The sequence below is a fragment of the Croceivirga sp. ABH4_376 genome (assembly GCF_056160685.1).
The window spans coordinates 786,543-804,448 of sequence record NZ_JBSWXQ010000002.1; the positions used below are offsets into that span (position 1 = coordinate 786,543).

6 protein-coding genes and 1 tRNA gene are annotated in these 17,906 nt (G+C 39.7%); 1 reads left to right on the forward strand and 6 read right to left on the reverse strand.

Features of this window, described 5'->3' with window-relative positions; genetic code table 11:
• Nucleotides 1–46: 46 nt before the first annotated feature.
• From ACXAGS_RS07750 to ACXAGS_RS07765, 4 genes are read right to left on the reverse strand one after another with little or no spacing between them, the layout of a single operon-like run.
• The gene (locus ACXAGS_RS07750; protein WP_474905967.1) at nucleotides 47–2,332 is read right to left on the reverse strand and encodes an alpha-amylase domain-containing protein; all 2,286 of its coding nucleotides are present in this window, start codon (nucleotides 2,330–2,332) and stop codon (nucleotides 47–49) included.
• Between the two features lie 11 nt (nucleotides 2,333–2,343).
• Nucleotides 2,344–3,657, reverse strand: coding sequence for a SusF/SusE family carbohydrate-binding protein (locus ACXAGS_RS07755; protein ID WP_474905969.1), 1,314 nt, complete (start codon nucleotides 3,655–3,657; stop codon nucleotides 2,344–2,346).
• Nucleotides 3,658–3,669: 12 nt separating this feature from the next.
• The gene (locus ACXAGS_RS07760) at nucleotides 3,670–5,229 is read right to left on the reverse strand and encodes a RagB/SusD family nutrient uptake outer membrane protein (protein WP_474905971.1); all 1,560 of its coding nucleotides are present in this window, start codon (nucleotides 5,227–5,229) and stop codon (nucleotides 3,670–3,672) included.
• Between the two features lie 13 nt (nucleotides 5,230–5,242).
• Nucleotides 5,243–8,227: a SusC/RagA family TonB-linked outer membrane protein gene (locus ACXAGS_RS07765; protein WP_474905973.1), complete on the reverse strand. Its 2,985-nt coding sequence runs from the start codon at nucleotides 8,225–8,227 to the stop codon at nucleotides 5,243–5,245.
• Nucleotides 8,228–8,823: 596 nt separating this feature from the next.
• Between ACXAGS_RS07765 and ACXAGS_RS07770 the strand changes: the two genes are divergently transcribed.
• Entirely contained in the window at nucleotides 8,824–9,138 is a 315-nt protein-coding gene (locus ACXAGS_RS07770) for a four-helix bundle copper-binding protein (RefSeq protein ID WP_474905975.1), read from the forward strand.
• A gap of 55 nt (nucleotides 9,139–9,193) precedes the next feature.
• Here the strand turns inward: ACXAGS_RS07770 and ACXAGS_RS07775 are convergent.
• Together ACXAGS_RS07775 and ACXAGS_RS07780 are read right to left on the reverse strand one after the other, a co-directional pair.
• A tRNA-Pro gene (locus ACXAGS_RS07775) sits at nucleotides 9,194–9,267 on the reverse strand.
• A gap of 57 nt (nucleotides 9,268–9,324) precedes the next feature.
• Nucleotides 9,325–17,823, reverse strand: coding sequence for a T9SS type B sorting domain-containing protein (locus ACXAGS_RS07780; protein WP_474905977.1), 8,499 nt, complete (start codon nucleotides 17,821–17,823; stop codon nucleotides 9,325–9,327).
• Between the last annotated feature and the right edge of the window lie 83 nt (nucleotides 17,824–17,906).

The window sequence follows — 17,906 nt, forward strand, 5'->3', positions numbered from 1 at the left end:
TTACATCACAAACTATAATTAAAAATTAACTAAACCGAAACAACTCTCAATTTCCAGTAATAGTAAAAGTATTTGTGAATAAATCTAATGTTATGGTATAATTACCCGCTGCAGCAATAGCAATATTAGCTCCATCTTGCTCTACGCTACCATCAGCATCATTATCTCCTAAATTAACAGCCCAATCATCATTAAATCTAAACTTCATTTCACCAGCTACTAAATCCAAGGTTATGGTCCAAACTTGGTTTGCAGCATCATATGCCATGTTGGTATCTGCATCCCATCCGCTAGGGGTAGCACTACCAATAACACCCCAATTACCTAGGGTAAATGAATTGTTTGCCACATCTAAATCTATTTGATAACTACCTGCAGTAACTGCAATATTATCACCCCCATTGTCCAACACGCCATCTGCGCCAGTATCTCCAAGGTTAACATCCCAACCGTTGTTGGCGCGGAATTTTAATTCGCCATCTGTAAGTGTGGTCGTTACCGTCCAAACATTTCTATCAAAATCATAAGACATGTCCGTATCTGGGTCGTCCCAACCATTAGGAGTAGCACTACCTATAATTGCCCAAGTGTTGGCAGACCAAGTATTATTGGCTAAATCTACATTGATTTCATAATCTTGAGGGCCTGCTAGAACAATGTTATTACCAGGCGAAGCTAAAACACCCGTTGTTCCATCTCCTTCATCCGCGTAAATACCATTATCCCAATTAGGTGCGTCTGTAAATTTAAATTCATTACTAGCTTCTGTAAAACGAACGTGACCGCTAAACGTACCGGCTAAATTTGGTAATTCTACAGCATTTAAGGCAGGAGCAGATGATGGGTCCCATCCTTGGTAACCTCCGGGTACATATAATACCTCTGGAAAGGCCAATTGCTCGTCTTCTGTAGCTGCCCAAATAGCAAAACCATTAGCAGGTGCTTTTAAAGTAACCAAACCACTAGCATCTGATTGCTCAAAAATTAAATATTCTTCTGTGTAATCTTTAATATTAGCGTTAATCCAATGCGTTTGTATTTCTCTGGATACTTCCTCTCCACTTAAGTTAATATACAATACCAAACCTGGTTTTTCTGCATCGCCACCACGGGTGGCTACAAACTCTTGATTCGAAACATGATTCACCGTCCAATCACCAGCAGCCAATTCTGAACGAATCTGAATCAACTGGTTAATTTTAGCTTTTTGATCCTCGCCGCTATCCTCATAGTGCGAATAAAAAACACAAGGATATCCTGGAGCACTCATAATATATGCGTAAGCATGAGTTTCAAACGCATCCGGAAATTCATTACTACCATCTCTTGCTTCGGTATCATGGTTACCTACAAAAGTTACCGCCTTATCTGGCATTGTAGAAATTAAGCTTGGTTTTACCAACTCATTTAAATTACCATTTAAAAAGGCATTACGCATGTTAAAGAAGTTAGGAAAATCAAAGGCATTGGCGCCAGATGCTTCTACCCAAGGACCAACTACACCTTCTACATTACCATCAAAATTTTCTCCTACACTATAACCACCAACAGTAGCTATCCAATCTTTAACAACATCTGGAGAAAAACCTTTTACAAAGTCAAAACGCCAACCGTCAATTTTCAACGTATTCATGTAGTAGTTGGCTACAGACTCTTCAGATTGCCATAACCAATCGCGTACATAGTCATTCTTTAAATCTAAATCTGGGAAACCACCAAATCTACCTTCATCCTTCAAATTTTCGGCATTAGGCAAGTAGTTTAACCAAGTTCTATTGAATAATCCAGAAGCGGGCTCAAACAAGGTATAGGTTTCAATTTGTCTAAACTCGTTGTATTCTAACTGTCCACCAGAATTATGGTTTAGCACGATGTCCGCTATTACTGCAATATTATTCTCATGTGCAGTGCCAATCATATTTTCCAATTCCGCACGATTACCAAAACGTGTTTCTACCGTTCCGTGCTGTTGAAAGTCACCAAAATCGAAGTAATCCGCAGGGTCGTACCCCATAGAAAAACCACCACTTTGACCTTTAGATATTGGGGGAATCCAGATAGCATCTATACCATTAGCAGCCCAACTCTCTAGTTTAGACTCTACATTATTCCACCATATTCCGCCCTCGGTAACATCCCAATAAAAGGCTTGCATCATAACACCATTACCTGGCACTAATGCGTCTGTTCTACCGGCGGCAGAACCAGAAGCTAAGTCTTCTGCGTCATTAGCCTCTTTTACTTTTAAGGGCGAGAAATCATCGTTAGTACAAGCTGCGAACGCAAAGGTTAACGCAGCCAGACTTAGATTTATATATTTTTTGATTTTCATAATTTCTTGATTTATTCGATAGTGTAGGTTGGGTTATCAGCATCTGCCAAATAAAGTGTTATGGTATACGTACCCGCACTTACTGGAATATTGGCTCCGTCTGCTTCTAAAGTGCCATCATTACCATCATCTCCATAATTAAAATCCCACGCATCATTGGTACGGAATTTAATTTCACCGTCTAACAAGGTTACATTTTCTAGAACCCAAACCCCTTCGTTTGCATAATCTGGTGTAAAACGAACGTTAGGTCCGTCCCAACCATTTGGAGCAGCATCACCCACTAAGCCCCAAATATCTATTGGCTCTATGGTATATAGATTATTGGTAAAGTCTACCGAAACCAAATAATTACCAGCTTCTACAACGATATTATCTCCATTGGCTTCAATAGTACCATCTGCACCAGTATCACCAAAGTTTACGGTCCAATCATTGTTTTGTCTAAACTTCATTTCGCCATTGGTAAGGGTTACCACTGCCCTCCATTGGTCAGAAGAAGAGTCATACGTTAAAGGCGTATCAGGACCATCCCAACCGTTTGGTGTAGCGTTACCAACCAAGCCCCAAGTAAATGGCTCTATGCTGTAGGTAAAGTCGTTTAAGCTAAACATTACTTTGTAAGTACCAGCTGTTACCTGAATGTTATCTCCTCCTTCATCAAGAATACCATCTGCTCCGGTATCACCATAATTAACGGTCCAATCATTGTCTCTTCGTATTTTAAGTTCACCATCTACAAGCGTAACATAAGCCACAAATTCGTTAGCAATAGCAGTGCTGTAAACCGGCACATCTGGACCATCCCAGCCGTTAGGTGTTGCAGAACCCACAAGACCCCAAGGCGAACTTAAATCGAAGGTAGTTGCATACCCTGTAATGGTTAAAAGTTGTGGGCTTGAAGCCACTACAACCTCTTGACCCAACATAGCTTCTACCCAAATCTTAACCTCATTTTCCAAACCGGATAAAGCGCCGGCATCTGCAACAGCCTCATTCAGTTCTTCTGCTAAAAAATCTTTGCTTAGTACATTGCCCACATTTACACGGACTGGCATAGCTTCTGTAGCCGCATCTACCCCTACAACCACGTTATAGGTAGGTACCGCACCGGTAAAACCAAAATCTGGAGCAGTCCAATTAAGACTTAAAACTGTTTCTCCTGTCATATCTCTAGTTAATTCTAGAGCATCTGTAGTAGACAGTGTAAGCTGTGTACTTGCCTCACTGCTTACTCTAATGTTCTCATCATCATCGCTACAACCTGTCACCAAAAGTGCCATTGCTACGATGGATGCATATATAAATGCTAAATATTTCTTCATCGTTTTTAGTTTTTAGTTAGTATAGCCTGGGTTTTGTTCCAATAGTGGATTGGCTTGTAATGCCTCTAAAGGAAATGGAAATAAATTGTAATGATCCGGAATGGAAGTACCATCTGCTACATTACCTTTCCAAGGCCAGTTATAAGTTCCGCCAGTAAAGCGACCAAAACGAATTAAATCTTGTCTTCTATGCCCTTCATAATACAATTCGCGTGCACGCTCATCTATTAAGAACTGTTCTGTTAAATCTGCTTCTATAATATTTCCGCTAGTATCTCCATAGGCTCTTTCTCTTAGGGCGTTAATATAGTCTACTGCCTGGGTTGCAGAACCACCACCACCTCTAAAGAAAGCTTCTGCGTACATCAAGTAAGCATCTGCCAAACGGAATAAGGGTATATCTGTATCAGAGAAGCGACTTTGACCAGAGCTACCGTCTGAATATTGATTTTGGAATTTAGTAGTTGGGTAACCACTCTCCCACGTACGGTAATCGTCCATTTCATAGCTATGGCCCTCTGTCCAGAAAATAGCTCTACTATCTGGAGTAGTCTCCAAATCGCCAAACAAACCATAAATGGCTGGCGTACAACGGTGACCAAACCAACTTTCAGAATTTCCGAACTCTGCAATTGGCATCGTGGTATCTCCTAAACTACCGTTGGTAAGATAGCTAGCTGTACCAAAAGATTGTACGGTATTTCTATCCCCAATGATGGGAAAAATAATTTCTGGAGAAGTAAAGTTATCTCCTTGAAAAATAGACTGGTAATCATCGTCTAAGGTGAAAGGCGATTCTAAAATTACCTTTTCACTGTAGGTTAATGCATCTGCATACCTACCTGTACCTGTATACACTTCTGCATTTAAGTACACTTTTGCTAATAACATGTGTACTGCTGCCTTGTTTGCCCTACCGTACTCATTATTTGCAGGTATGGTCTCTTCTACCGCCAACAATTCGCTCTCCACAAAATCAAACACTTCTGTTCTAGTGTTGCGCGCTCTTCTTACACCAGTTACTCCATCTGCTTCGGTTACAATGACCACACCACCAAAGGTGTCCATTAAATAGTAGTAAAAAAGTGCACGTAAATAACGAGCCTCGGCTACATATAATTCTGCGTTTGCATCATCTGTTTTTTGTACATCTATTATGAAGTTATTGATTTGCGCAATATTGAAATAACTTCTATTATATAAGTAACCAAAGAATTTGTTGGTTGGCACCCAGTTGGTTGCTGTAGTTAACGGGTCTAAACCGCCATCGCCCCATCGGTTTTTAGCAATATCCGTGGTCAATTCTTGCATGTTCCAGATAGCTCTAAAGAATACCGTTTCTCCAGGGTCATCCCCAGCAATATCTGCTTGCTGATTACCGCTACCGGGGATACCAATACCGTGTAATGCTAAACCGCCATATAATTTACCTAGAATACCTAAAGTGGCGTTTGGGTCAGCATCTAATAAGTTATCTAAACTCTGTTCTACCCTTGGCTCCGTATTTAAATCGTCTGTACAGCCAACAAATACAGTAGCTGCAAATAGTCCGAATATTATCTTTTTAATCATTTGTAATTCGTTTTTAGAAATCAACATTTACACCTAATGTATAGGTACGTGGTCTTGCATAAGGCGAAGATTCTATACCATTAAAGTTCTCTGGATCTAAACCATCATAATCTGTAATAACAAAAACATTATTAGCAGAACCGTAAAATCTTAGGCTTAATTTTTTGTCCTCAAAAGGTTTTAGGTTGTAACCAATAGTAATGTTATCTAATCTTAAGAAAGAGGCATCGGATAAATAAAAATCTGATAAGGCCTGTGTATCTGAAGGAATCTCTGGAAATCCATTATACTGCACACCATCATATAAATCCAACGTATTATTGATAAATCCAGAATCTGTTTGTGGTATTGCTGCTTGAGCAAATCCTCTATTTAATAAATTAGCATTGTACACTTTGCCCCCTAATTGCCCTCTTAAATTGGCTGTAAAATCTAAGTTTTTGTACTGAATAAACGTACCAAAACCGTAAGTCCATTTAGGTTCAAACGGAATAAATCTTCTGTCCGCATCAGAGATAATACCATCGCCATTCTGATCTAAAAAAGCATCTTCTATCGCTTTACCATCAGCATCATATACCTGCTCGTACAACCAGAAGGTACGGTTACGCTCCCCTACAGCGGTTTGCCCAATATTTACCCCAGTACCACGACCTATACCACCACCGTTTCCATATTGAGTGATATTACCTAATGTAGTAATATAGGTCTCATTAAATGCTGCATTCGCATTGAATTCTAAAGTGAAATCATCCGTTTGTATAGGTCTAAATTGTAGTGCAGTTTCAAAACCTTTACTTTCGGTTTCACCAACATTTTCCACAAACTCATTTGACAGGGCTCCTTCTGATTGTGGAACATTTGCCAACAAGTTGTTAGTATTCCTAATATACCCGTCTATATTACCGCTAAGAACATTAGAAAAGAAATTAAAATCTATTCCTAAATTGTAAGTTGAAGTTGATTCCCAAGTTAAATTCGGATTGTAAGGATTAGCCCTATAACCTGGAATATTTTGACCGTTAAAAGTATATTGTACCGTTTCATTACCAATACCATAGGATGCAGTACTAGGATAATAACCAACAATGCCTGTAACATCTTGTTGTCCTGTAAGACCCCAACCCAATCTTAGTTTTAATTGGTCTATCCAATCCGTTTCTTCAAGAAATTTTTCCTCATCTAATTTCCAGGCTAAAGCCGCTGCTGGAAAATACCCCCATCTATCATTCTCATTAAATAAAGATGATGCATCTGCTCTAAGGGATGCGGTCAATAAAAAATTCTCGTATAGCGTAAGATTTGCTCTAGCAAAGAAAGACTGCAGATTAAGCTCTGTATAATATCTATTTTCATTTACACGCTCTCTAAAACCATTATTAGTAACTGTCGAAAAAGGTGCGCCATCGACCACAAAGTTTTGGTATGCGTAACCTGCTTGTACATCCAATCTGTTCAAAGCTCCTTCAAAGTCTTTAGCATAAGACAAATAGGCATCTAACAAATGGTCTCTCTTAATTTGATTTTCTCTATAACTTGGACTAAAGTTGTTGAATATCTCTAGCCCATCAAAAACCGTATATGCTCCAACAGCACTTGGCAAAAAGTACTCGTTAATAGTAGATTCTGAATAATCTATACCTGCATTTACCACCGCTGTTAGCTCTTCAAAACCATGAATTTTATACCTAAACTCGGCGCTACCAATAAAACGGTCTGCGTCTTCATTACGCTCACGTTGCTTTAGTAATGCTAACGGGTTTGCTGGCCCTACTATACCTTGGTCATCTGTTAATTGAAAAAAGCCACCAAAAATACCACCTTGTGGGTCATAAATTGGTAAGGTTGGGTTAGCTGCTAAGGCACTACCTATAGCTCCACCATCTGGCTGGTCTTTTTCTGTAGCAATCCCTTTTGCATTGATAGTCACTTTTAAATGCTGATCAAAAAACTCTGGTGCAATGTTTAAAGACGCTGTGTACCTGTCTAATTGCGACTCTTTTAAAATACCCGCAATTTCTGAATGACCAAAAGATGCTCTAATTGGTATTTTATTAAAAAGATTACCTCTAGCCGTAAGGTTATTGTTTACCGTGTAAGATGTTCTGTAAATCTCTTCTTGCCAATTGGTATCATAAATAATACCATTTAAACCCAATAAGCCAGCACTTTCTGGATACGTATTTTGAATAAAATCTACATACTCCGCAGAATCAAAAATATCTATTTGATTGCTCAACGTACCTACCTGTACGTTGGAAGAGAAGTTAAATTGAGGCGCTCCCTTGGTACCAGATTTTGTGGTAATGATAATTACACCATTAGACGCTCTAGAACCGTAAATAGCCGTAGAAGAAGCATCTTTTAATACCGAAAACGATTCAATATCATTAGGGTTAATTAGCGTTAAAGGGTTGGCCTGCCCTGCAGGATTCTGATTGGATAACGGCACCCCATCAATAACAATTAATGGACTATTATTCGCATTTAAGGAAGAACCTCCACGAATACGAATATTAATGCCAGAATCTGGATCACCTCCATTGTTTACCACACGAACACCAGCAGATTTACCGGTAATCATTTGGTCTGCGGTTGTAATGGCACCTTTGTTCAAATCCTCTGCTGTTAGTAACTGTACAGCACCAGTTGCGTCTTTTTTGGTAGTGGTACCATAACCAATAACAACCACTTCTTCCAATTGAGACACATCGCTCTCCAAAGCAACATTAATGGTGTTTGTAGTTACGGTAACTTCTTTTGACTTTAATCCTATGTAGGAAAAAATCAAAATACTCCCTGTTTCCGCCTCAATAGAATAGTTACCATCAAAATCTGTTGTAACACCAGTAGTTGTACCTTTAATTACAATTGATGCGCCTGGTAAAGGTGTACCAAAATCGGCATCAGTGACAGTTCCTGTAACCGTAGTTTGTGCCAATATTAAAATTGGAGCACAAAGAAGCCACAGAAAAATCATCGAAATTTTCTTTCGCATTTGTGAGTTAATTTTTAGTTAGAAGTTCTAGGCTTTTACACCTATTTCAATTTGCTAACTAAAACTACTTGAAGCGCTCTTCTGGTTCGCTTCAAATTATAAAATGACCTAAAATCAGAATTTGAACCCTTCTATTCGCAATGTTACACAGGCATTTAATATTTTGTTTTTCAGTGTTTTATATTGAATTTAAAAGTTGTAGCTATCAATTTATTGACAACCGTCAGTTTGTGTTAAAATTTGGCTTAGACAAGGTATTACGAATTACCAATTTTCATAAATCGCAATTTAAACCGGTTTAATTCCGAATTTAAAAATGCCACACCAAGTAAAAAGAGAATACTTCAATTAAGGCCTGATTATCTTTTCTATTTGGGTTAACAACTAACTGATATAAGCAAACCAAACACTTAGGTTTTAGTGATTTTTGTTTTGAAAAATTGTTGACATCAAAAAGAAAATATATGACATCTATAAGCGATTCTCATAAAGTACTAGAACGTACTAAATATTATTTGGTAACCTCTGGCATCTTTTTTTGCCTTTCTTTTATTATATCTGTAGTCTTTATATTAAATAATTTATAACAAATAGCTATGAACCGTTACACTATTTGCATACAATTGTGCCAACAATGTTTGGTAGATTGCCAAAATTGTTTGGCCAATATGGCTGGCAAACAAAGCATGAACGACTGCCCTGTTTGTTGTATGGAGTGTATTGACGCTTGTTTGGCATGTATTAAAAGTATGAGCGCCAATTCTAAGTTTAGTAAAGCATATGCCGCTATTTGTGCCGAAATTTGTGATTGGTGTGCAGAACAATGTAGTGCGCACAGTCATGAACATTGTCAAATTTGTGCCGCCAGTTGTAAAGCCTGTGCGGATGAATGTAGAAAAATAGCAGCATAACCCTATAAATAACAAAGGCTTCCAAATTTGGAAGCCTTTGTTATGCTTTAACTCGTCGGGATGACTGGATTCGAACCAGCGACCACACGCACCCCATGCGTGTACGCTACCAGACTGCGCCACATCCCGGATTTTGGGATGCAAAAATAAGAATATATTTTAGATAGCACTATTCTTTTTAAGACCTTATCTGTACAATGTAAAATGACCTACAAATTGTTGCTTGTCTGCATCATTGGCATTAACAACATACCAATAATCTCCTGTTGGTAAAGGAGAGCCTTCATACGTACCATCCCACCCCTTTACTTCAGTTAGAATTGCTACCACCCTGCCATATCTATCAAAGATTTTAACTTCCATGTTTGGAAATAAATCTGCATTCTTTACAAACCAATTCTCGTTCATTACATCTCCGTTCGGTGTAAAGAAATCTGGAAATTCTGGCATTCCTTCAAAATCAAAAGGCATTAATATTATAGACTCGCAACCTTGGGCATCTATTACCCTAATTTCAATGTTAGCGTCATAATTAATGGTAAAGACATTTTCTGTCCCGTAAGACTCACCATTAAAGAAAAACTCATAATCTCCAAAGCCTCCAATTGCCGTGGCAGTAATCTCACCCAGACCGGTTTGCTCTGCAGACAAGGTCAATGGCTCAAAGGTATCCACACTAAACTCCACAAAGGTTACACAACCATTTTCATGATAAGCATATACCGTATGTTCGCCTGCTGGTAGATTTCCAAAAACACGTTCCTCAGAAGCCATAGAAACATCATCTACATCCAATGAAAACAAAGTTCTAGACAGTTCACTCCTATCCATTAAGTCTATGGTAACAGTACTAAAAGGAAATATACCTTCGCAACCGTACACTACTTCTGCTGTTGGTACTAGGTCTACACCACTATTTATAGGAACTATTACGGTAGTTTCACAGCCCATGGCATCTCTTACAAAAAATACATAAGACTCACCTCCCAATAGATTCTCATATAAAAGGGTATCGTTTCTTTGGTAATCTTCTTCTAAGGAAGAATTAAAGGCTACCTCATAATACGATTGCCCTGAAATTGCGTCTACAAAAGGTGTTCCGCCATGTATGTTTAGTTGTGCACTACCATCTGCAACCCCAAGGCAAGTTTCTGGTGTTGCCGTAAATGTGGCTGTTAGCTCTTCTGGTGAAAATACACGAACGGTTTCTGTTTCTGAACAACCTTGGGAATCCTGTATTAAAATAATATACTCGGTGCCAGATGGGCTACCTTGTAAATCTTCAAAGGTATATACCCCTGGAGTATCAACATCATTAAAAAACTCATTAAAGTTAGGAGCTATAGCAAATTGTATTAAACCTTCACCACCGTTAGTAACTTCTATGGTTATGCTACCATCTTCTTCTCCACTACAACTTACATTGGTAGTTGAAATTTCAAATTCTATGGGATCTGGTCTTTCTATTACAAATGGCCCTTCAACGTCTGAACAGGTTACACCACTGGTTACGGCAACATAATAATCCGTTCCTTCTGGCAATGCTTCAAATGTACCATCTGGCTGTGGACCTCTTACTAAGGTAGCGCCAGCGTTTGGATTAAAAGGGTCTCCTGGGTCTCCAGAAAATAAATAGTAATTATTAGAACCCACACCTCCCGAAGAGAAAGATTCTATACGACCATCTGTTTCTGAAGCACATGAAATATCATCAGGTAAATTTACTACCAAGTCCAAGTCTTGTGCATCTACCAAGGTTAGACCATTAGATGCTACCGGATCACAAGTATTGTTCAAGTTTACCTTTCTAACATCAAACTGGTAAAAGCCCGGGCCACCGTCTATGATTACCGATGTAACACCTGCCCCCATAGAAATGTAGGGATCGTTAATTGGATCTGGTGTATTAACCGATCTATACTCATAGTCAAATCCAGCTTCGGGATTGGTAACCGTTAAACGCATTTGTCCTAAACCACCGCATCCTGGTGCTCTAACCTGTACCAAATTAGGTATGATTGCAGGTGGCGGATTCACGTAATATGGCTGGGTTACCCCAATGCAAGAATAACTAGAAGATATTTCTATGGCATACCAACCTTCACTTATATATCCTTCTCCGCTCACACCTATAAATGTGGGCGAATCTTGAAGACCACTTCTTGATAGTTCGTCTGTGATATTATTACTACCTAGATAAATTAATTGGTATTTGTAGCCTGCCCCCGTAACACCTCCATATGCACCAGCAGTTGCTGTATCCGTATCGCCTGTTGTTGGGTCAAATGCCTCTAATACCGCATTATTACCGCCCGGGCACACTAAGCCTGCCGGCTCTCTAATACCCGCTACAATAGGGTCTATTGGATTTAAAGTAATATCATCAAAAGTTATACACCCTTCAATGTCCCTAACTTCTACTCGATAATCACCACTAGAAAGGTTTTCAAATTCATTTATTGCGGAAAACGGACTTACCTCTGTTGGATAGGTACCCGAACCATCATCCAATAATAAACGATATTCATAGGGCGAAACATCCCAACCTCCTGTTGCAATAGCTTCGATGTTTCCTGTATTATCCAGACAACTTACGTTACCTATTTCTGTTGTACTCACAGTTAAAGGACCGCTTGGTGTCCTAATAGTTGCCAAGTTACTTTCTGCAGAACAAAATGGTGTATCTAAAGATGTAATACGAACTACAAAATTACCTCCTGGCAAACCTGATATCCTTGCAGCTTCTCCATTAATATCCGGGAAATTAGCCGTATCAAACGAGCCAGTATTGCCGGTAGAAACTTGTGTTCCCGCACCGTCTACGGCAAAAACCTCGTAGCTATAATTCCCGGAATAATTGGATACATCTATAAAAAGTGCACCATTGGCATCCCCATCACAAAGTATTGGGGCAGCCTCAGATATTAATGCTGTTGGTACAATAGGTTCATTTACAGTATATTTTGGTAATGGATAAGAACATCCATTTGGAGATAAATCATTTACCACAAACAAATATTCACCGGCATTTGGTAGGTTTATAGTTGTTGTTGCAGCGCCTCCACTGTTAAAAGGACTTCCCGGCACGGCAGGCGTCACTTCTATTTCATAATTAGTTGTCCCCGCCACCGTTATTTCTACCAACTCGTCGGTAGCACATGTTAAGGCCGTAGTATTGCTAATTGTAGGTATCACATCTGTAGGTGGGGCAATGACCACGTCAAATTGGTCTTGACAACCATTACCGTCTATGGCATAAACCGTTATTGTTTGTGTGGTACCATCATCTATAATTTCAAAAGTGTTTGTAGATTGATAATTACTAAAACCGGTTATACTATATTGATAGCCAGCCGTACCTACATTACCGGTTCCATTGGGATTAACACTTACAGTTATAATGGTACTACTAAATCTATTTGCTCCTACTTCACATGCAAAATCTGGAACTGTTGCACCTATTTCAAATACTGGTGGTTCTTCTATTTCAATATTGTCTCGGCGATCTTCGCATCCTCTATTAGATACAACTACAACATCATAAAAACCTTGAACAAGACCATTAAACACGCCCGAAGCATTTGTTTGTACAATTGTAGCTGTACCTGCTTGGTACAAATTATAGGTAAAAGGACTATCTACAGCACTTACGGGATCAATTAATACGTCTATAGAACCATCATTTGCGCCATTACAAGAAATGTCTTGATCTACAACCGAATCAATAACCGGCGGTACTGGGTCGTCTAGGTTAATGCTAACCGTATCATTACAACCTGTTTCGTTATCCGAAACAAAAACCCTATAATTTCCTGTAGTTAAATTGGTAAAAACACCTGCTGTTCTATCTCCAGTAAGCGTAGGTCCTAGATACACTCCAAATTCGTCTTGTAACTCAAAGGTAAAATCGTCGCTACCGCCCACAACATCAATAGAAATGGTACCGTCATTATCAAAACAATTAGGCATTGTACTAAACGAACCACTAACCGTTAAAAATTCATATACATCTGCAATGCCCTGACTGGTACAACCATCCGCATCTTGGACATCTATAGTGTAATTTCCCGGAGAATTTACATAAAATGTAGCCACATAATCCGTTCCATTATCTACTCCTATTTGGGTATCTCCACCCATGGTAAACCTTGGTGTATCTGCCAAAGTATTTGCAATACGTACTTGAATTTCAAAACTGGTTGCCGTAACATCACATTGATTAACCACATCTATGGTAGGTGCCGGTAAATCTGGACGCAAAGCGATTATAGTTGCAATATCAAAGGAGGTACAACCAGAAGCATCCCTAACATATACATCATAATCTCCGGCAGGACCTACAAATGTTGTTTCATTGCTATAATCTCCCGCCGCTGGAATAGTACCATCTGGCATAAAAGCAAATTCGTAAGGACCGCCATTTCCACCATAACCTTGTACGGTTATCTGGCCAAAGGCATTACAATTAGCTGGTTCTTCTGAAAGTATGATATAGCTAGGAAGGTTTTCTTCTATAGTAACCGAACCTGCTGCATTACAATTGTCCGTTTGATTGGTAACAATAACTTGGTAGTTACCTGCTAATTCCGCTATTGTATCTGAATAAGGAACTGTACCTGGGGTAACCGTTCCTATTGGGGTTATAGAGCCATCATCAGAATTCATTAATTCTATTAACAATGTATCCCCAGGATTAAAACCATCTATTGTATATTGAATTTCTCCATTTCTATTTACATCACAAGCCCCAGGTGTAGATGTAGCTGCAACAGAAAGTAAATTTGGTCCACTTACGGGTGGTATTTCATCTTCATAGATACATCCTGTACCTAAATCAGTAACTTCAACCGTATAGGTTACCCCAAACAATAGATTAGTAAAAGTATGTCTTCTTGGCGGGCTATTTGGTGTAACCGCAGGGTTTGGGTCTCCTACCAATCGGATTAAAAACGGTCCTACCCCACCAACAATCTCAACCGTGTTAGAAAAACCTGAAGGTCCACATGTAGGAGCCATCACAGGATCTGGCACTACATCTAAAGTGGTTTGTGTAACCGTTACAGCATCCGTATCCGTACAACCATTGGCATCTACGGTAATAACCCGGTAATTACCTGGCGCTAAGTTTGTAAAAGACTCAGAAGTACTTGGTGTTGGGCCAATGATAGCGATTTCTGCACCAAACTCATCTTGCAAAATATAGGTAAAATCAGGAACACCATCTGTAACATTAGTGATACTTATACCCCCTAATATAGTTCCTGAGGAACAGGTGGCTATATCTTGTACTACAGTTGCATCTGGCGGAGGAGTACCATCCGTAGGAACGGTAAAGCTTTGTGCTACCGTTACACAACCTCTAGCATCTCTAACCTGATAGGTATATGTTTGCCCAGCTTGAAGATTGGAGAAGGCGGTCTGTGAGGACCACCCACCTCCATCAAAATCAACTTCATAAGGGGGTAATCCACTTGTCGCGTCTGGCGTAATGATTACCCGGCCATTATTCGTTTGTCCACAGCTAGCTGGACTCACATCATGAGTCGCCGGATTTATATTTGCCGGCGGATTCATTATTATTGGAGAGGATGTGGCAACACACCCCTCATTATCGGTTACCCTAAAAACATAGGTACCGTCTACATTGGTAAAATAGCTAAATGTATTGGTGGTCAACGGCTGCGGCGCAGACCAAGTAACCCCATTATCTGAGCTAATTTCATAATTCTTTGGGCCAGAACCAGAGAGATAACCTCTACTTGCCCTTACTTCAATTTCCCCGTCCAAACCACCACAGGGTATCTCAGCAATAATATTTGCAGTAACACGTAATTGGGGTCTAATGGTAACGTTCACCGTATCCGTACAACCATTTGCATCTTCTACTTCTACTGTATGTGTTCCCGTACCCACATTTGTAAAGGTTCCGGTTGGTTGCGTAGCACCACCATCCATTCTAAAGGTATAAGGAGGCCCTGCAGAACCACCACTGGCCGTTACTACAATGGTAGCTCCCGTGCTTGGTTCAAAACAATAATCCGTGCTTGCGTCTAATGCAATTACAGGCGCTTCTATCCTATTTAAAGAAAAGGTAAACGTATCTGTACAACCTTCAATATCCTCAACTGTTAAGGTATATGCACCTTCTTGCCCTAGATTACCAAAAACCGTTCCCGATTTTGGCCCAGCCTGCGTTGAACCATCAGGATATAATAAGGTATAACTGTAATTTCCCCAACCCCCGGTTGCATTGGCCACTACCCTACCCAAGTTGTTGTTATCACAACTCATAGCGGTTACGGCACCTGTTAATCCAATGGCTGTAGCCGGTTCTTCTATAGTTAAGGTCGCGGTGTCCGTACAGCCAGAATCCACATCGGTTACGGTAATGGTATAATTACCCGCCGCTAAACTGTTAACGGTAACTTCTGCGTCGGATTGGGCAGCACTTTCTGCACCTCCATTAATATTGTATGTATAATTATTGGTAAAGCCATCTATGATAAATGTTCCAGAGCCATCAGACGCACCGCTACATACACGGGTATCTCCTCCAGACTTTACTCTAGCCCTTACCGAACTAATGACAGAAGGATTATAACTTTCTTCGTATTGACAACCATTAACATCCGTTACCCTAAAAGTGTAGTTGGTATTATTTGTTAGCCCTAAAAAGGTATCACTACCGCCATTGTTAATTGCAACCGGACTAATAACCTCATAAGTAGCAATAGCGGCGTTAGCTGTAACCGTAAGTTGAACGTCTGATGTATTTGCCGCGCAATTGGTATTATCTTGCGAAAAATCGATATTGGTAGGAGGGTCTACATCCAAAATGGTTATTGGCGTTAACTCTAATCTACACCCACCACCATCTCTTATTATTGGAGTATATGTACCAGGCGCTAGATTTGTATAAGTAGTTTGCGTACTAAAATTAGAAGCGGCATCTCCTGATATACTAAAGACATACCCACTTCCGGAACCTCCACTAAAAGGCCCTTGAAATTCAATAACACCACCGTCTACACCTCCAGCGCCATTACAAGTTCTATCTGATAGTTTAACGGCACTACCCATAATTGTACCCACACTGGTTACCGAAACCGAACCAGGCACGTTTAATATACAATCTACCGTTCCTTGCTGGTATCTTACTTGAATATTATTGTAAGTTCCTGCGGCAACGGAAAGAATAGGGTTTGTAGACCAAGGGTCTGCAGGTGTTGCCCTAAAAGACAAATTATATCCTTTAGAATCGTTGATGGTAAAATTTAATTTGGCACCACCATTACTACAAGTTCCATCCGTACCAGTTACCGTAATATCAGGAGGTGTAAGCTCTTCAACAGAGGCAGATGCCGTTATTGTACAACCGTTAGCATCCGTAATATAAAAATCATAATCGCCAGCAGCAGTAACGTTGTAAGTAGTACTAGTGGTATATGAACCACCAGAATTACCACCATCACTAGTTGTAAAAGTATAAGGGGCCGCACCACCTGAGGTACGTACTATAATATTTACATCGTTAACCCCACAAGTAGCATTTAAGCTCTCGTTTACCTCTGTAGATGCTGCCAATGGAACCAATCCATCACCAATGGTGATTGGATTGCCATTGACATCTGTTGTTTGTCTGGGAGCGGGGATACCATTTCCAGGGTCACCAGCACATTGTTGCGTTTCTACTTGCACGCTATAGGTACCAAAACCAACCGCTGAAAAGGTATAAGGGTTCGTTGCAATAAAAGTTGTAAATTCTTGGGGTACACCCATTTCATCCAATAAGGTATACTTGTAAGGACCGGGAACATCATTTACCGTTACGGTAATACTGCCTGTTTCCCCAAAGCAATTCGCATCTGTATAAGTAACATCAATATCAATTTCTCTTTCTTCAATTTCTATTGGCTCATACGGATACTCACAGGTATTTGGTGTATTTCTTAGTCTTGCCTTAACCACATAGGTTCCAGGTGTTAATCCTTCAAAAATTGCAGAATTTTGCCATGCACCAAAACCAGTACCAGGATCAATGGCATATTCATAAGAACTAGATAGATTAGTAATCTGTATTCTACCCGGAACATCACAGATATAATTTCTTTTGACAAAGGTTTGGGTAATTGTACTCTTTTTAACCTTAAAATAATAGTAGGCACCATTATCTACCCTAACACGAAATTCCCCACCGTTGGTAGGGTTAATTGTACTTGCATCTATAGTAAAATTAGCATCGGTGTCTACAGTAGACCAACACGTGTTGGTTGTATTTGGACAGGTATCATTGATATCTGCCGTACAGGATCCACTTGGGTTAAACTGCTGCCATTGATAGCTACCATAACTTCCATTGAGTGTAACCGTTCTGTCGTCAAAATCACCACAGAGGTTGTAGCGCACTACCGTAAAACCATTATCCGTACATCCTACGCTTTCATCTCCATTAGTAATAATAGTGGTGAACATTGCAGCTGTTGCTTCAAATGTATTTTCGCTAGAATTGTGAACAATAGAAGAACTGGTCACTTCTTCCATTTTCTTGGTAACTATGGGTGTTGCTTCCGTTTTCCATTCAAGAAAACGAAGTACCCTTGCTTCTGAGAGAGAGGCATAGCCTACTATTGATACGAAAATCAACAATAGCGCATATAAAACACGTAGGGCTTTATTGCTTTGCATAGGTTAAGTCTGTTGTAGAAATACCGGGATTTGGGAGCCTAATATTTCTAGGTGTAATTATTTATCTATATAATCTAGTTATC